Annotated in this window: 12 protein-coding genes; 3 read left to right on the top strand and 9 right to left on the bottom strand. The window is 62.6% G+C overall.

From position 1 onward, the window contains the following. The first annotated feature begins 42 nt into the window (after positions 1 to 42). Complete coding sequence (locus BLU85_RS16345; RefSeq protein ID WP_092201334.1) at positions 43 to 1,014, top strand: thymidylate synthase; 972 nt, start codon at positions 43 to 45, stop codon at positions 1,012 to 1,014. A gap of 144 nt (positions 1,015 to 1,158) precedes the next feature. Here the strand turns inward: BLU85_RS16345 and cadR are convergent, their stop codons facing one another. Then, a complete protein-coding gene (cadR, locus tag BLU85_RS16340; RefSeq protein WP_092201336.1) occupies positions 1,159 to 1,605 on the bottom strand; it encodes a Cd(II)/Pb(II)-responsive transcriptional regulator in 447 nt (148 codons plus the stop codon). Positions 1,606 to 1,691: 86 nt separating this feature from the next. On the opposite strand from cadR, the gene BLU85_RS16335 reads away from it, so the two are divergent. Next, positions 1,692 to 3,911 carry a heavy metal translocating P-type ATPase gene (locus BLU85_RS16335; RefSeq protein WP_092201338.1) on the top strand — a complete coding sequence of 740 codons (2,220 nt, stop codon included), beginning with the start codon at positions 1,692 to 1,694 and terminating at the stop codon, positions 3,909 to 3,911. Positions 3,912 to 4,021: 110 nt separating this feature from the next. Here the strand turns inward: BLU85_RS16335 and BLU85_RS16330 are convergent, their stop codons facing one another. Genes BLU85_RS16330 through BLU85_RS16320 form a run of 3 tightly spaced genes read right to left on the bottom strand, consistent with a single transcriptional unit; the run spans position 4,022 to position 9,230 of the window. Next, positions 4,022 to 7,069: an efflux RND transporter permease subunit gene (locus tag BLU85_RS16330; protein ID WP_092201340.1), complete on the bottom strand. Its 3,048-nt coding sequence runs from the start codon at positions 7,067 to 7,069 to the stop codon at positions 4,022 to 4,024. Next, a complete protein-coding gene (locus BLU85_RS16325; RefSeq protein ID WP_092201342.1) occupies positions 7,066 to 8,130 on the bottom strand; it encodes an efflux RND transporter periplasmic adaptor subunit in 1,065 nt (354 codons plus the stop codon). The genes BLU85_RS16330 and BLU85_RS16325 overlap by 4 nt, the downstream gene beginning before the upstream one ends. After that, the gene (locus BLU85_RS16320) at positions 8,127 to 9,230 is read right to left on the bottom strand and encodes an efflux RND transporter periplasmic adaptor subunit (RefSeq protein ID WP_092201344.1); all 1,104 of its coding nucleotides are present in this window, start codon (positions 9,228 to 9,230) and stop codon (positions 8,127 to 8,129) included. The genes BLU85_RS16325 and BLU85_RS16320 overlap by 4 nt, the downstream gene beginning before the upstream one ends. A gap of 240 nt (positions 9,231 to 9,470) precedes the next feature. Between BLU85_RS16320 and BLU85_RS16315 the strand changes: the two genes are divergently transcribed. Continuing rightward, on the top strand, positions 9,471 to 10,631 hold the full coding sequence (locus BLU85_RS16315; protein ID WP_092201346.1) for an AAA family ATPase: 1,161 nt from the start codon (positions 9,471 to 9,473) through the stop codon (positions 10,629 to 10,631). A gap of 110 nt (positions 10,632 to 10,741) precedes the next feature. On the opposite strand, the gene BLU85_RS16310 is transcribed toward BLU85_RS16315, so the two are convergent. From BLU85_RS16310 to BLU85_RS16290, 5 genes are all read right to left on the bottom strand, one after another. After that, positions 10,742 to 11,623 carry a transporter substrate-binding domain-containing protein gene (locus BLU85_RS16310; RefSeq protein ID WP_072409265.1) on the bottom strand — a complete coding sequence of 294 codons (882 nt, stop codon included), beginning with the start codon at positions 11,621 to 11,623 and terminating at the stop codon, positions 10,742 to 10,744. Beyond that, the gene (locus BLU85_RS16305) at positions 11,620 to 12,402 is read right to left on the bottom strand and encodes an amino acid ABC transporter ATP-binding protein (RefSeq protein ID WP_092201348.1); all 783 of its coding nucleotides are present in this window, start codon (positions 12,400 to 12,402) and stop codon (positions 11,620 to 11,622) included. The genes BLU85_RS16310 and BLU85_RS16305 overlap by 4 nt, the downstream gene beginning before the upstream one ends. Beyond that, positions 12,399 to 13,058: an amino acid ABC transporter permease gene (locus BLU85_RS16300; RefSeq protein ID WP_092201350.1), complete on the bottom strand. Its 660-nt coding sequence runs from the start codon at positions 13,056 to 13,058 to the stop codon at positions 12,399 to 12,401. The genes BLU85_RS16305 and BLU85_RS16300 overlap by 4 nt, the downstream gene beginning before the upstream one ends. Continuing rightward, entirely contained in the window at positions 13,039 to 13,704 is a 666-nt protein-coding gene (locus BLU85_RS16295; protein WP_092201352.1) for an amino acid ABC transporter permease, read from the bottom strand. The genes BLU85_RS16300 and BLU85_RS16295 overlap by 20 nt, the downstream gene beginning before the upstream one ends. Positions 13,705 to 14,207: 503 nt before the next feature. Beyond that, complete coding sequence (locus BLU85_RS16290) at positions 14,208 to 14,990, bottom strand: MetQ/NlpA family ABC transporter substrate-binding protein (protein ID WP_092201354.1); 783 nt, start codon at positions 14,988 to 14,990, stop codon at positions 14,208 to 14,210. Positions 14,991 to 15,047: the final 57 nt, after the last annotated feature.

Here is a 15,047-nt window from a genome sequence, read left to right as displayed (position 1 = left end):
ACCCCGGGGCGCTGGCCCCGGGTTCAAGGACACAGGTAACCCATGAAGCAATATCTCGATCTGGTGGCCCACGTCATCAAGAACGGCACCAAGCAAGCCAACCGCACCGGTGTGAATACCATCAGCTTCCCCGGCGCCATGCTGCGCTATGACTTGCAGGACGGCTTCCCGGCCATCACCACCCGCAAGATGGCCTTCAAGTCGGCCATAGGCGAAATGTGCGGTTTTCTCCGTGGCGTGAACAATGCCGCCGAGTTCCGCGCCCTGGGCTGCAAGGTCTGGGACCAGAACGCCAACGAAAACGCCCAGTGGCTGGCCAACCCGTTCCGCCAGGGCGACGACGACCTGGGCGAGATCTACGGCGTGCAATGGCGCAAATGGCCGGCCTACAAGCAGATCCCCCTGAGCAACCCGGCGGCCATCGAGCAGACGCTGGCCCAGGGTTACCGGCAGATCGCCGAAGGCGAAGAGAACGGCCAGGCCTACGTGGTGCTGTACAAGGCCATCGACCAGGTGCGCCAGTGCGTCGACACCATCATCAAGGACCCGGGCAGCCGCCGTATCCTGTTCCACGGCTGGAACTGCGCCCAGCTCGATGAAATGGCCCTGCCGCCGTGCCATCTGCTCTACCAGTTCCACCCGAATGTCGAGACCCGGGAAATCTCCCTGACCCTCTACATCCGCTCCAACGACCTGGGCCTGGGCACGCCGTTCAACCTCACCGAAGGCGCCGCGCTGCTGAGCCTGATCGGTCGCCTGACCGGTTATACACCGCGCTGGTTCACCTATTTCATCGGCGATGCCCACGTCTACGAAAACCACTTGGACATGCTCAACGAACAGCTCACCCGCGAGCCGTTCCCGATGCCCAAGCTGGTGATTTCCGAACGCGTGCCGGCGTTTGCCAAGACCGGTGTGTACCAGCCGGAGTGGCTGGAGTTGGTGGAGCCGGGCGACTTTTCCCTCGAAGGCTACCAGCACCACGCGCCGATGACCGCGCCGATGGCGGTCTGAGCCACACCACCCTCCCTGTGGGAGCGAGCTTGCTCGCGATGAAGCCCTTACATTCAACATAGAGGTTGACTGCCAGGCCGCTATCGCGAGCAAGCTCGCTCCCACATTGGATCTCCATGGGGTCAAGATCGGTGGCATGGGCACTCAATGCCCATGACTACGCCCCACATGCGAATGCTCCACCTCCGGCGCCACCGCCCCGCTCACCTCCAACCGCTGCAAGATCCCGCATTGATCCAGGTCCGGCCCTTCGCCACAGCGATGGCGCAGGTCGATCAGTTGCGTCTGCAGGGCCAGCAGGCCATCGATGCGGGCCTTGACGTGCTGGATGTGTTCGTCGATCAGCGCATTGACGCTTTCGCACTGGTCCTGGGGGCTGTCGCGCAGGACCAGGAGGCTGCGGATTTCTTCCAGGGTCATGTCCAGGGTGCGGCAGTTACGGATGAACGTCAGCCGCTCGGCATGGGCCTGGGTGTAGACGCGGTAATTGCCGTCGCTGCGGGCCGGTTCCGGCAGCAGGCCTTCGCGCTCGTAATAGCGGATGGTTTCGACCTGGCAGTCGGTGATTTTCGCCAATTCTCCGATCTTCATGATGCGGCCTCCGAAATAGGTGCTTGACCCTATAGTGGCTACAGGGTCTTTACTGCGCAACAGGCACTTTTCACGGACGTCACCCGATGAGCGATTCCCTTCACACCCACAAACCCGGCCACGGCCATGACCACGGGCATTCCTGCTGCGCCTCGAAAGCCGCGCCAGCGGTGGTCAACCTCGGCAAAACGCCGACGGACGGTGCGCGGCTGAGCAGTTTCCGCATCGAAGCCATGGACTGCCCCACCGAGCAGACACTGATCCAGAACAAGCTCGGCAAGCTCGAAGGCGTGCAGCGACTGGAATTCAACCTGATCAACCGGGTGCTGGGCGTGACTCACGATTTGCCCAGCGACGCGCCGATCATCCAGGCCATCGAGTCCTTAGGGATGCAGGCCGACCCGCTGGTCCCGGGCCAGAAACCGGAAACCAACGACCTGCCCGCCCCGGCCAAACCCTGGTGGCCGTTGGCGCTGTCCGGCGTGACGGCCTTGGGCGCCGAGCTGATCCATTTCACCAATGCCGCGCCCAACTGGGTGGTCGCGCTGGTGGCGTTGGTGTCGATCCTCAGCGGTGGCCTGGGCACGTACAAGAAGGGCTGGATCGCCCTGAAGAACCGCAACCTGAACATCAATGCGCTGATGAGCATCGCCGTGACCGGTGCCGTGCTGATCGGCCAATGGCCGGAAGCGGCGATGGTGATGTTCCTGTTCACCGTGGCCGAGCTGATCGAAGCCAAATCCCTCGACCGGGCGCGCAACGCCATCAGTGGCCTGATGCAGATGGCCCCGGAACAGGCCACCGTGCAACAGGCCGATGGCAGCTGGCAGGTGCAAGAGGTCAAGGCCATTGCCCTGGGTGCGCGAGTGCGGTTGCGCCCCGGCGAACGCGTGGGCCTGGACGGTGACGTGGTCGCGGGCCGCTCCACCCTCGACCAGGCACCGATCACCGGCGAAAGCCTGCCGGTGGAAAAAACCGTCGGCGACAAAGTGTTCGCCGGCACCATCAACCAGGCCGGCGAACTGGAATACACCGTGACCGCGGCGGCCGACCAATCCACCCTGGCGCGGATCATCCACGCCGTGGAGCAAGCCCAGGGCGCCCGTGCACCGACCCAACGTTTCGTCGATCAGTTCTCGAAAATCTACACCCCGGCGGTGTTCGCCCTGGCCTTGGCCGTGGCCGTCATCCCGCCGCTGTTCATGGGCGCGGCGTGGTTCGACTGGATCTACCGGGCGCTGGTGCTGCTGGTGGTCGCGTGCCCCTGCGCGCTGGTGATTTCCACGCCCGTGACCATCGTCAGCGGCCTCGCCGCCGCGGCGCGCAAAGGCATCCTGGTCAAGGGCGGCGTGTACCTGGAGGGCGGCTACAAGCTCGACTACCTGGCCTTGGACAAGACCGGCACGATCACCCACGGCAAACCGGTGCAAACCGACTACGTGGCCCTGGACCCGACGGTGCAAAGCACCGCCCCGGCCCTGGCCGCCAGCCTCGCCGCCCGTTCCGACCACCCGGTGTCCCGGGCGATTGCCAATGCGGCGGTGGATAAGCAACTGGCCCCGCAGGTTGTGGATAACTTCGAGGCGCTTGCCGGACGCGGCGTGCGCGGCGACATCGGCGGCCAGACCTATCACTTGGGCAATCACCGCCTGGTGGAAGACCTCGGCCTGTGCTCTCCCGAGCTGGAAGAAAAACTCTTCGCCCTGGAAAAACAAGGCAAGTCGGTGGTGCTGCTGCTCGACGCTACAGGCCCCTTGGCGCTGTTTGCCGTAGCCGACACCGTAAAGGACTCCAGCCGCGAAGCCATCCGGCAATTGCACGACCTGGGCATCAAGACCCTGATGCTCACCGGTGACAACGCCCACACCGCCGAAGCGATTGCCGCGCAGGTGGGCATGGATCAGGCGCGGGGCGACTTGTTGCCGGAAGACAAGCTGCAAGCCATTGAAGCGCTGTATGCCCAGGGTCACCGCGTCGGCATGGTCGGCGACGGCATCAACGACGCCCCGGCCCTGGCCCGTTCGGAAATCGGTTTCGCCATGGCGGCGGCCGGCACCGACACGGCCATCGAGACCGCCGATGTCGCGCTGATGGACGATGATCTGCGCAAGATTCCGGCGTTCATTCGCCTGTCGCGGCAGACGTCCAGCATTCTCAAGCAGAACATTGCCCTGGCGTTGGTGATCAAGGCAATTTTCCTTGGGGTCACCTTCGCCGGGCTTGCCACCATGTGGATGGCGGTGTTTGCCGACATGGGGGTGAGTTTGTTGGTGGTGTTCAATGGGTTGCGGTTGTTGCGCATGTAGGAGCTGCCGAAGGCTGCGATCTTTTGATCTTGACTCTTTCGCTTGCGACTCAATTGTCTGGGGAAAGATCGCAGCCTCGCGTTGCTCGTCAGCTCCTACGGAAGCAGCCCTTATGATTTTTGCGGCTCGCGGATCTTGTACCAGGCCACATACAGCGCCGGCAGGAACAGCAGTGTCAGCAGCGTGGCGATGATGATCCCGCCGATCATCGCGTAGGCCATCGGCCCCCAGAACACTTCCCGGGCAATCGGGATCATCCCCAGGCTCGCTGCGGCCGCCGTGAGCAGGATCGGCCGGCGCCGGTGTTCGGTGGCCTCCACCACGGCATCCCAGGGCTCGTAGCCATCACGTTCGTATTCGTCGATCTGGGTCACCAGGATCACCGAGTTACGGATGATGATGCCGATCAAGGCGAGGATCCCGAGGATCGCCACGAAGCCCATGGGCGTGCCCGTCGGCACCAGCGCCAGCACCACGCCGATCAACCCGAGGGGCGCAACGCTCGCCACCAGGAACAGTTTCTGCACGCTGTGCAGCTGGATCATCAGGAAGGTCGCCATCAGAAACAGCATCAGCGGCACGACACTGGCGATCGGCCCTTGGGCCTTGCTGCTTTCTTCCACCGTACCGCCCGTGGCGACCTTGTAACCCACCGGCAGGCCGGCGGCGAACTTGTCGATGTCCGGTTGCAGTTGCTTGACCAGGTCGGTGGGCTGGATCTCGTCGCGCACCGCGGCCTTAATGGTGATGGTCGGCTTGCGGTCACGACGCCACACCAGCGGCTGCTCCAGTTCATAGCGCACCGTGGCAAACGCCAGCAGCGGAATCGAGGTGCCGCCCGGGGTGACGATCTGCAAGTTCTGCAGGGTTTCCGGCGAACCGCGCTCGGCATCTTCAGCGCGGCCGACCACATCGATCAGGTAGATATCGTCGTTGACCTGGGTCACCGGCGAGCCACTGACGATGCTGTTCATCAGCCTGGCCACGTCATCGGAAGACAAGCCCAATTGCCGCGCCTTGTCCTGGGCGATATCAATGCGCAGGACCTTGCCCGGCTCGTTCCAGTCGTAAATGATTTCGCCGATGTGCGAGTTCTTGTCCAGCTCGGTGGCCAGCTCGATGGCGTGCTTGCGCACCTGGTCGACGTCCTTGCCACTGACCCGGTACTGGATCGGACGGCCTACCGGCGGGCCCATTTCCAGGGCCTGCACGTAGCTGCCGATGCCGACGAAATCCTCGCGCAGACGCTTTTGCAGGCGCTCGGTCAGGGCGTTGCGCGACTCCAGGCCCTTGCTGACGATCACCAGTTGCGCGTAGTAGGGGTTCTGCAATTGCTGGTCCAGCGGCAGGTAGAAGCGAATCGCGCCTTCGCCGATGTAGGTGCTCCAGCGCGCGATGTCCGGGTCCCCCTTGAGGGTCGCTTCCAGGCGGTCGACGGCTTTGCGGGTCTCGTCCATCGAGGCATTCTGCGGCAGGTTGAGGTCCACCAGGATTTCCGGTCGGTCCGAGGAGGGGAAGAACTGGTTCTGCACGAAGCGCATGCAAAACACCGCCAGCACGAACAGCAACACCGTGATGCCAATGGCCCACCAACGATTGCGCATCGCCCACAGCAGGCCGCCGTTGAACGCCCGGCCGATCCGCCCCGGCTCGGCGCTGTGAGGTTTGACGTTGGTGCTGAGAATATGCACGCCGATCACCGGGGCAAACAGCACCGCGACGATCCACGACACCAGCATCGCCACGGCGATGACCGCGAACAGGGTGAAGGTGTACTCACCGGCGGAACTCGCATTCAGGCCAATGGGCACGAAACCGGCGACAGTCACCAGGGTCCCGGTGAGCATCGGGAACGCCGTCGAGGTATAGGCAAAGGTCGCGGCCTGGTCCTTGCTGTCACCTTTTTCCAGGCGCGTGACCATCATCTCCACGGTAATCATCGCGTCGTCCACCAGCAGGCCGAGGGCGATGATCAACGCGCCGAGGGAAATCCGCTGCATGGTGATGCCACTGTATTCCATGAACAGGAAGACCATCGCCAGCACCAGTGGGATCGAACAGGCCACCACCAGGCCGGCCCGTACGCCAAGGCTGATGAAGCTGACGACCAGTACGATGATCACCGCCTCGAACAAGGCGCTGGTAAAGCCGCCGACGGCCTCTTCCACCACCTCGGCCTGGTCCGACACGGTGTGCACGCCAACGCCCACCGGCAGGTCGGCGGTCAGTTCGTTCATGCGCGCATGCAGTGCCTTGCCGAAATCCTGGATGTTGCCACCCTTCTTCATCGCGATGGCCAGGCCAATGGCCGGCGTGCCGTTGAAGCGGAACATCGGTGTGGCGGGGTCGACATAACCCCGGCTGATATCGGCGATGTCGGCCAGTCGATAGAACCGGTCATTGAGCCGCAGGTTGACGTTGGCCAGGTCTTTTTCCGACTGGAATTGCCCGGACGTACGCACGGAAATCCGCTCCGGCCCCGCGTCGATGACCCCGGCCGGCGTCACGGCATTCTGCGATTGCAGGCTCTGCACCACCTGGCGCTGATCGATGCCCAGCGCAGCGAGTTTGCGCGTGGAAAAGTTCAGGTACAGCACTTCATCCTGCTCGCCGAGCATTTCCACCTTGCCCAGCCCGGGCACGTCGCGAATCTCGGCGCGCACCTGCTCCACGTAGTCGCGCAACTGGCGCATCGACAGACCGTCGCCGGTGAAGGCGTACACCGAACCGTACACGTCACCGAACTCGTCGTTGAACCCCGGGCCTTGCAGCCCCTGGGGGAAGTCGCCACGAATGTCGTCGATCTTCTTGCGTACCTGGTACCAGATCTCGGGGATATCCTTGGCCCCGGTGGTGTCGAGCAGGTACACGAACACCGTCGATTCGCCCGGACGGGTGTAGCTTTTGACGTAGTCGAGGGAGTCCAGCTCTTCGAGTTTCTTCTCGATGCGGTCGGTGACCTGCTTGAGGGTCTCTTCCTGGGTCGCGCCCGGCCAGCGGGTCTGGATGATCATGGTCTTGATGGTGAACGACGGGTCTTCCTCCCGTCCCAGGTTCATGTACGAGAACACGCCCATCAACAGCGCCACGAACATCAGGTACCAGACGAACGACTGATGCCGCAGGGCCCATTCGGATAAGTTGAAAGGCCCTTTCATCGTGCGTCCTCGTCGAGTTTCACTTTCTGCCCCGGCTTGAGGCTGTTCACGCCAGCGCTGACCACGCGGTCGCCGGCCTTGATACCGTTGGCCACCAGCACCGCATCATTGGAGCGTTCGAGAATCCGTACTTCGTGGGGGGAGACGGTCTGGTTCTGCGGGTCGATGAGCCAGATGCGCACCTTGCCGTCGATCTCTTGCAGGGCGCTGAGCGGCAGCTCGATGCGCGGTTCGATGGTCGAGCTCAGGGTCACGCTGATGGCCGTGCCCAGGCGAAAACCTGGCGGTGTGTCGTTCAGCGTCAGGCGCGCGCGGCGGGTGCGGGTAGCGCTCTGGGCCTGGGGTTCGATCTCGCGCACGATGGCGCTGGTGTGGACAGTCGGGTCCAATTGCGCCGCGACCTCGAACACCACGTCCGCGGGCAGGCGCTCGACCAGCCCGGCCGGCAGGTCGATCACCGCTTCCTTGACGTCCGGGCGGGCCAGGGTCACCACTTGTTGGCCGGCGGTGACCACCTGCCCGGCTTCGGCATTCCAGGCAGTGACGATGGCGTCGTGATCGGTACGCAGCTCGCTGTAGTTGAGCTGGTCGCGGGCCTGCTCCACCGAGGCCCGGGCCTGTTCGAGAGAGGCGCCGGTGGTTTTCAGATCGGTCTGGGCGATGTCCAGTTGCGCCTGGGCCCCGACGCCACGGTCGAACAATTGCTGCTGGCGACGGGCATTGGCCTGGGCATTGATGTACTGCGCCTCGATCCGCGCCAGGTCGCCTTCGGCGGCGCGCAACTGGTTCTGCTGGTCGGTGGGGTCGAGCGTGGCGAGCAGGTCGCCCTTCTTCACTTCGGCACCGACATCGACATTGCGGCTGGCGATGCGGCCTGGCACGCGGAACCCCACGTTGCTCTCGTATCGCGCCTGGATATTCCCGGCGAACCGCCCGAGTGCCTGCTGATCCAGGGCCCGGACCTCAACGGACAACACCGGGCGCACCGGTTCGGGCGGCGCTTCTTCCTTGGAGCAGGCGGCCAGCAACAGGCCGGCCGAGATCATCCACAAACGCTTCATGGCTGGGCTCCCGGGGTGGTTTTTCCATAGGTGTCTTCAGCGATCTCGACGCCTACGCCGGGGTGCAGCAACTGCCCGCCTGCGGTGACGACTTTCTCACCGCCCTTGAGGCCGTCGCTGATGATGACCTTGCCGGTCAGGTAGCGGCCGACCGTCACCGTTTGCAACTGCGCCTTGCCTTCGCCATCCACCAGCCATACGGCCGGCTCACTGAGGTTCTTGGTCAGGGCCGACCAAGGCAGCTCGAAGGCGGTCTTGCCGGCGGACTTGGCGGTGGCGCTGACCACCGACCCCAGGCGCATGCCTTCGGGCAGATCATTGAGGGTGACCTTGACCTGCACGGTGCCGGTCTGGGCAGACACCGCCGGGGTGATTTCGCGCACCGTACCGGTGGTCTTGATGGCGGGGTCATCCAGCAGACTGATGGTGATTGCAGGGTCCGACGGCGGTTCGCTCAACAGCGATTCGTAGACGTTGAACACCGCGTCGCGCTCGCCGTCCCGGGCCAGGCTGAAGATCGGCTCCGTGGCCTGCACCACCTGGCCGACTTCCGCCTGGCGCGCGGTGATGATGCCCGGTGCCTCGGCAATCAGCGCGGTGTAGCTCAGTTGCTCACGGGCGTTGGCCAATTGGGCCTGGGCGGCGGCCAGCGCACTCTGGCTGCTGCGCAGTTGAGCCTGGGCCGCGTCGTATTCGCTCTGGCTGGTGTAGCCCTTGGGCAGGAGTTTCTGCTGGCGTACGAACGCAGCGGCACTCTGCTTGACCCGCGCCTGCTCGGCGGCCACCTGGGCCTCGGCGGAATCGACGTTGGTCTGCAGGTCCCGGGGATCGAGCCGGGCCAGCACTTGCCGGGCCGAGACCCGGTCACCGACATCGGCCTTGCGCTCGATGATCTTGCCGCCCACACGAAACGACAGATCGGCCTGCACCCGCGCCTGGACATCGCCGGTCAGGGTCACCGAGGCTGCGTATTCACTGGGCACGGCTTGCTGCACGAAAACCCGTGGCAGGGCTTTTTCTTCGGGCTTCTTATCACCGCACCCCGTCAACAATGCACACACGCCCAAACCAATAACCCATTTGATTCCGGGACCAGTCATGCAGACTCCTTTGCGTTGTACGGACGTACCAGTGACGATACGACTGTGAGCTTAGAACAGGGTTCCGCGAATACAATGGGTGCAGCAAATCAGGCAAACTGATCGCCTCCTGTAGGAGCTGTCGAGCGAAGCGAGGCTGCGATCTTTCCCCTGACAGTTGAATCTCAAGCGAAAGATCAAAAGATCGCAGCCTCGCTTCGCTCGACAGCTCCTACGAACCCATGCAGCAGGAGTCTGCTCATGCTCAAGACATTGGCGGTGGCCAACTACCGTTCGATCAATAAATTGGTCATTCCTCTGGGCCGGCTGAACCTGATCACCGGCCCCAACGGCAGCGGCAAATCCAATCTGTACCGCGCCCTGCGCCTGCTGGCCGAGACGGCCCAGGGTGGGGTGGTCAACGCCCTGGCCCGTGAAGGCGGACTCGACTCGACCTTCTGGGCCGGCCCGGAGGAAATCAGCCGCCGCATGCGCAACGGCGAGGTGCCGGTCCAGGCGATAGTGCGCCAAGGCACCAAGCGCCTGCGCCTGGGTTTCGCCGGGGAAGACTTCAGCTATTCGATCGCCCTGGGCTTGCCGGAGCCCAGTCGTTCAGCGTTCTCACTGGACCCTGAAATCAAGCGCGAATGCATCTGGGCCGGCCCGGTGTTTCGGCCCGCCAGCCTGCTGGTGGACCGCAACGGGCCGATGATCCGTGCCCGCGAAGGCCGCTCCTGGGATGTGCTGGCCCAGCACACGCCCACCTTCGACAGCCTGTTCGACCAGGTCGGCAGCCTGCGCACTTCGCCGGAGGTCCTGCAGATGCGCGAGTTCATTCGTCGCTGGCGCTTTTATGACCACTTTCGCAGCGACGCCGACGCCCCGGTGCGCCAACCGCAACTGGGCACCCGCACGCCAGTGCTGCACCACGACGGACGCGACCTGGCCGCCGCCCTGCAGACCATCCTTGAAATCGGCGAAGACGAAGCCCTGCATGCCGCCATCGGCGACGCGTTCCCCGGTGCCCGCCTGAACATCGAGAAACTGCAAGGCGGACGTTTCGCCATCGCATTTCAACAACATGGCCTGCTGCGGCCACTGTCCGCCGCCGAACTGTCGGACGGGACCCTGCGCTACCTGTTGCTGGTGGCCGCCCTGCTCACCCCTCGACCGCCTTCGCTGATGGTGCTCAACGAACCGGAAACCAGCCTGCACCCGGACCTGTTGCCGGCCCTGGCGCGGTTGATCATCCGCGCCTCGGCAAATTGCCAGGTCTGGGTCGTGTCCCACGCCACGCGCCTGATCGCCGCCCTGGAACAGGATGAGCAGTGCAATTGCATCGTGCTGGAGAAAGACCTTGGACAGACCGGCATCGTCGGGCAACGGGCATTGGATGAGCCGGCGTGGCACTGGCCGGATTGAGTGGCGCCTGTAAACCGGATCGCGAGCAAGCTCGCCCCCACACACAATTCCCCTGTGGGAACGGGCTTGCTCGCGAAGGCGCTCTGACGGCCTACACAACCCTCAGAGAATCACCCCTGCCATTTGCCACCCTCGACAATCACACTCTCCGGCTTGGTGTCATCGCTCAGTTCCTTGCGCACGTATTGGTCGTACAGCTTGAGCAAATACTTCTCTTCACCCAGCTTCGCCAACTCGGCGTTGACCCAATCACGCAACTCGATATTGCCCTTCTTCACCGCCGGTGCAATCGGCGCTTCGGCGCCCAGTGTCTGCTCCAGCACGCGATAGCCGGGGTTCTGCTTGGCCCAACTGAATAGCACCAGATTGTCCTGGGCATAGGCATCGCCACGCCCGTTGGCCAGGGCTTGCAAGGACTCGGAGTTTTTCTCGAACTTGAGCAGCTTCCAGTCCGGGTGATTTTTGGTCAGCCAGATGTCCGCCGTGGTGCCGGTGGTGACGATGGTGGTGCGGCTCGCCAGGTCATCGAGGCTTTTCACCGCGCTGGCCTGTGGCACCAGCGCCTGCACCGCGACTTTCAGGTTCGGGTTGGTGAACTCCACCGCCTCCTTGCGCTCAGGGGTCACCGTCATGTTGGCCAGGATCAGGTCGACCTTGTCACTTTGCAGGAACGGAATCCGACTCGCCGGTTCGACCGCGACGAACTCGACCTTGTTTTCATCGCCGAGCAGGTCCTTGGCGAATCGACGACCGATGTCGGTATCGAAGCCGACATAACGCCCCGCCTCATCGACGAAGCCAAACGGTGGCTTGTCGGTGAAGACGCCGACAATCAATTTGTCCCGCGCCTTGATTTTGTCCAGGTAGCTGGTCGAGGCGGCGCTTGGGCTGGCAACGTTCGGCTTCGGCGGTTCTTCGGTTTTATTGCAGCCGGCCAGCAAAGCGGCGGCGAGCAACGGCAGTAGCAGCAGAGAAGACTTGGCAGTTTTCATGACAGTTCCAGTTCCTTTGTTTGAGTCGTTTTGGGTAGTGCGGCGACGTAGGAGAACTTCTCCAGGAACTGCTGCGCTCGTGCGGTTTGCGGGTTCGTAAAGAAAATCTCGGGAGGGTTTTGTTCAAGGATCCGCCCGGCGTCCATGAACACGATGCGATCAGCCACGGCGCGGGCGAAGGCCATTTCGTGGGTGACGATCAACAGCGTCATGCCTTCGCGGGCCAGGCCCTGGATGACGTCCAGCACTTCCTTGACCATTTCCGGATCAAGGGCAGCGGTGACCTCATCGAACAACATGACCTTGGGGTTCATGCACAGCGAACGCACGATGGCGATGCGTTGCTGCTGGCCGCCAGAGAGCTGGCGGGGAAAGGCATCGCGCTTGTCCAGCAGCCCCACCCGCGCCAGCAAGGCTTCGGCCTGGCCACGCGCTTCGCGGCGGTCGCGCTTTTGCACTTTGACCGGGCCTAGCAGCAGGTTATCGAGCACGCTCATGTGCGGGAACAGGTGATAGCTCTGGAACACCATGCCGATCTGCTGTCGCACTTCGCGCCAGTCGGTGCCCTTGTCCAGCAACTGGCGACCGGCGAATGCCAAGCTGCCGCTGTGGGCCACTTCCAGCCCGTTGAGACAACGCAGCAAAGTACTTTTGCCGCAACCACTGGGGCCGAGGATGACGATCACTTCGCCCGACTGCACTTGCAGGTCGATGCCATCGAGCACCTGCTGTTCGCCGAAAAACTTGTTGAAACCCTTGAACTCGATCAATGCGCTCATGCTTGCGTCCAGCGCCGCTCCAGCACGCGGGAGGCGGCCGAAAGCGGGTAGCAGATAAAAAAGAAAAACAGGAACAGCGCGCCGTAGATCAACACGGACTCGTAGGTGCGCTCGATGATCTGCTGGCCGACCTTGATCACGTCCACCACGCCGATCAGCACGGCCAGGGAACTGGTCTTGATGATGCGCGTGTAGACGTTGATGGTCGGCGGCGTCATGCGTCTGAGCGCTTGCGGCAACAGCACATGGCCGTAGAGTTGCGGACCGTTCAGGCCAATGGACAAGCCCGCCTCGCGCTGGCCGCGCGGCAGCGAATGCAATGCACCGCGTACCACTTCACCCACCTCACTGGCGCCCCACAACGACAACACCAGGACCGCGCACCAAAAGCTTGGAAGGCTCAGGCCGAAAAAAATCGGCAGGCCGAAGAACAGCAGGTACAACCAGACCAGCACCGGGATCGCCCGGAACAACTCCAGGTAGACCCGCAGAACGACATCCACGCCTTTGACGCCCAACGTCCGCAACACCCCATAAAGCACGCCGCCCACGGTGCTGAGGGCGATGCCCAGGAAGGAAATCGACAAGGTTTGCGCGGCGCCCTTGCCCAGTTGCGGCAACGACACCCACAGCAACTCAAGACCCGAACTGGCCATGCTGGAGCCTCCTTTCCAGGCGGCTGAGCAGCAGCGACAGTGGCAAGAACAGCAGCACGCAAATCAGCGTCAGCACGGCGAGCATTTCGTAGGTCTTGTAATAGAGCGCGATGTAGCTTTTGGTGGTGTAGAGAAGCTCCGGCACCGCCACGGCCGAGACCACGGTGGTCTCCTTGAGCAGGAAAATGAAATTGGCGAACAGCGACGGCAGGCTGAGGATCCCGGCCTGCGGCAGGATCACGTAGCGCAGCAACTGCCCGTGAGACAGGCCGATGGAACGACCGGATTCCAATTGCGCCTGGGGCACCGCGTCCACGCCCGCACGCAGCACTTCCGTGAGATAGGCACCGCCGAGGAACGTCATGGTGATGATCGCCGCCGCAAACCCCGACACCTTGATGCCCAGCGTCGGCAAGGCGAAGTAGACGAAGAACAACTGGATAAGCAGCGGCGTGTTGCGGGCCAGCTCCACATACAGGCCCACCAGGCGTTGCAGGTAAGGCGTGCGCGACACCAGGATCGTTGCGTTCACGAGCGCCACCAGCAGTGAGGTGGCGATGGCAATAAGGCCAACGTGCAGCGTCACGCCCACGGCCTTGAGAAACGCAGGGAGGGTGCTGAGGATAAAAGCGTAATCGAAGTTCATTGAACATCCTGGACGCCACTCGGTAAGCGGCGGTCGTGCGGTCCATGGGCAGCGGATAGCTGCTCGGCAGGAACTGACTTTAATGGCATAAGAACTTCAATTTAAATACCGTTAAAGCATATTGATAGCACGCAAAAAACTATCCCCGGATTTGCCGCGAAGAGCAAAGACGACTATTTTCCTTGCGCCGCAGGGAGGATCTTTTTTCGCCATCTCCCTCACCATTACAAGGAAGAAAACATGGCTGACATAAAAGTGCCGCAGCGACTGGAACCGCAGGACATAGTGAAATTGTTGATGGCGTTGCGCAGGGCGTTGAAGAGTGGGGCGGCCTGATCCAATCCCTGTGGGAGCGCCTGTGGGAGCGAGCCTGCTCGCGATAGCGGCCCGTCAGTCACCTCAGTGCTTATGAACCGCCATCGCGAGCAAGCTCCCATAGTAAAAAACGCCGACGCTGTACGAGCCGTCGGCGTTTGAAACCATGAAAGGGTTGACCGCGCGAATCAGAACGCCGGCAGTACCGCGCCGCTGTATTTCTTCTCGATGAACGCCTTCACTTCAGGACTGGTCAGGGCCTTGGCCAGTTTCTGGATGGCCGGGCTGTCCTTATTGTCCGGACGGGCCACCAGGAAGTTGACGTAAGGCGAATCCGAACCTTCGATCAGCAGGGCATCCTTGGCCGGGTTAAGACCCGCTTCCAAGGCATAGTTGGTGTTGATCAGGTCCAGGTCGACTTGGTCCAGTACCCGCGGCAGCATGGCCGATTCCAGTTCCTTGAACTTGAAGTTGTGCGGGTTCTTGGCGATGTCTTTCGGCGTCGCCAACGCGTTTTTCGGGTCTTTCAACTCGATCAGGCCAGCCTTCTGCAACAGGATCAGCGCACGGCCGCTGTTGCTGCCTTCGTTAGGCAGCGCGATGGTCGCGCCGTTTGGCAGGTCAGCCAGCTTCTTGTACTTCTTCGAGTAGCCACCGAACGGTTCGACGTGAACACCGATCACGGTCACCAGGTTCGTGCCCTTGCCTTCGTTGAAGTTCTTCAAGTACGGCAGGGTCTGGAAGTAGTTGGCATCCAGGCGTTTCTGGTCAACTTGCACGTTGGGTTGGACGTAGTCGGTGAAGACCTTGATTTCCAGGTCCACGCCTTCCTTGGCCAGGGTTGGCTTGATCAGCTCGAGGATTTCAGCGTGGGGCACCGGCGTGGCGGCCACGACCAGTTTCTCCGCGGCCTGGGCCAGGCCCGACGTCAGGGCTGCCGCCAATGCGGTGAACAACAGAACCTTTTTCATGCAGTGTCCTTATCGAAAATCACAGTCGTCACGGACGACGGCTAAATGAGGGTGTGC

Origin of the sequence: Pseudomonas sp. NFACC14, from assembly GCF_900106885.1 — a bacterium.
Taxonomy (GTDB): domain Bacteria; phylum Pseudomonadota; class Gammaproteobacteria; order Pseudomonadales; family Pseudomonadaceae; genus Aquipseudomonas; species Aquipseudomonas fluorescens_AA.
The sequence above is the reverse complement of the archived record's forward strand: the minus strand, read 5'-3'. Positions and strand labels throughout refer to the sequence as shown.

Coding starts and splice junctions, on each gene's coding strand:
- BLU85_RS16330 (WP_092201340.1), bottom strand. CDS start 7,069: ATGAAAGGGCCTTTCAACTTATCCGAATGGGCCCTGCGGCATCAGTCG.
- BLU85_RS16290 (WP_092201354.1), bottom strand. CDS start 14,990: ATGAAAAAGGTTCTGTTGTTCACCGCATTGGCGGCAGCCCTGACGTCG.
- BLU85_RS16335 (WP_092201338.1), top strand. CDS start 1,692: ATGAGCGATTCCCTTCACACCCACAAACCCGGCCACGGCCATGACCAC.
- BLU85_RS16345 (WP_092201334.1), top strand. CDS start 43: ATGAAGCAATATCTCGATCTGGTGGCCCACGTCATCAAGAACGGCACC.
- cadR (WP_092201336.1), bottom strand. CDS start 1,605: ATGAAGATCGGAGAATTGGCGAAAATCACCGACTGCCAGGTCGAAACC.
- BLU85_RS16325 (WP_092201342.1), bottom strand. CDS start 8,130: ATGAAGCGTTTGTGGATGATCTCGGCCGGCCTGTTGCTGGCCGCCTGC.
- BLU85_RS16295 (WP_092201352.1), bottom strand. CDS start 13,704: ATGAACTTCGATTACGCTTTTATCCTCAGCACCCTCCCTGCGTTTCTC.
- BLU85_RS16310 (WP_072409265.1), bottom strand. CDS start 11,623: ATGAAAACTGCCAAGTCTTCTCTGCTGCTACTGCCGTTGCTCGCCGCC.
- BLU85_RS16315 (WP_092201346.1), top strand. CDS start 9,471: ATGCTCAAGACATTGGCGGTGGCCAACTACCGTTCGATCAATAAATTG.
- BLU85_RS16305 (WP_092201348.1), bottom strand. CDS start 12,402: ATGAGCGCATTGATCGAGTTCAAGGGTTTCAACAAGTTTTTCGGCGAA.
- BLU85_RS16320 (WP_092201344.1), bottom strand. CDS start 9,230: ATGACTGGTCCCGGAATCAAATGGGTTATTGGTTTGGGCGTGTGTGCA.
- BLU85_RS16300 (WP_092201350.1), bottom strand. CDS start 13,058: ATGGCCAGTTCGGGTCTTGAGTTGCTGTGGGTGTCGTTGCCGCAACTG.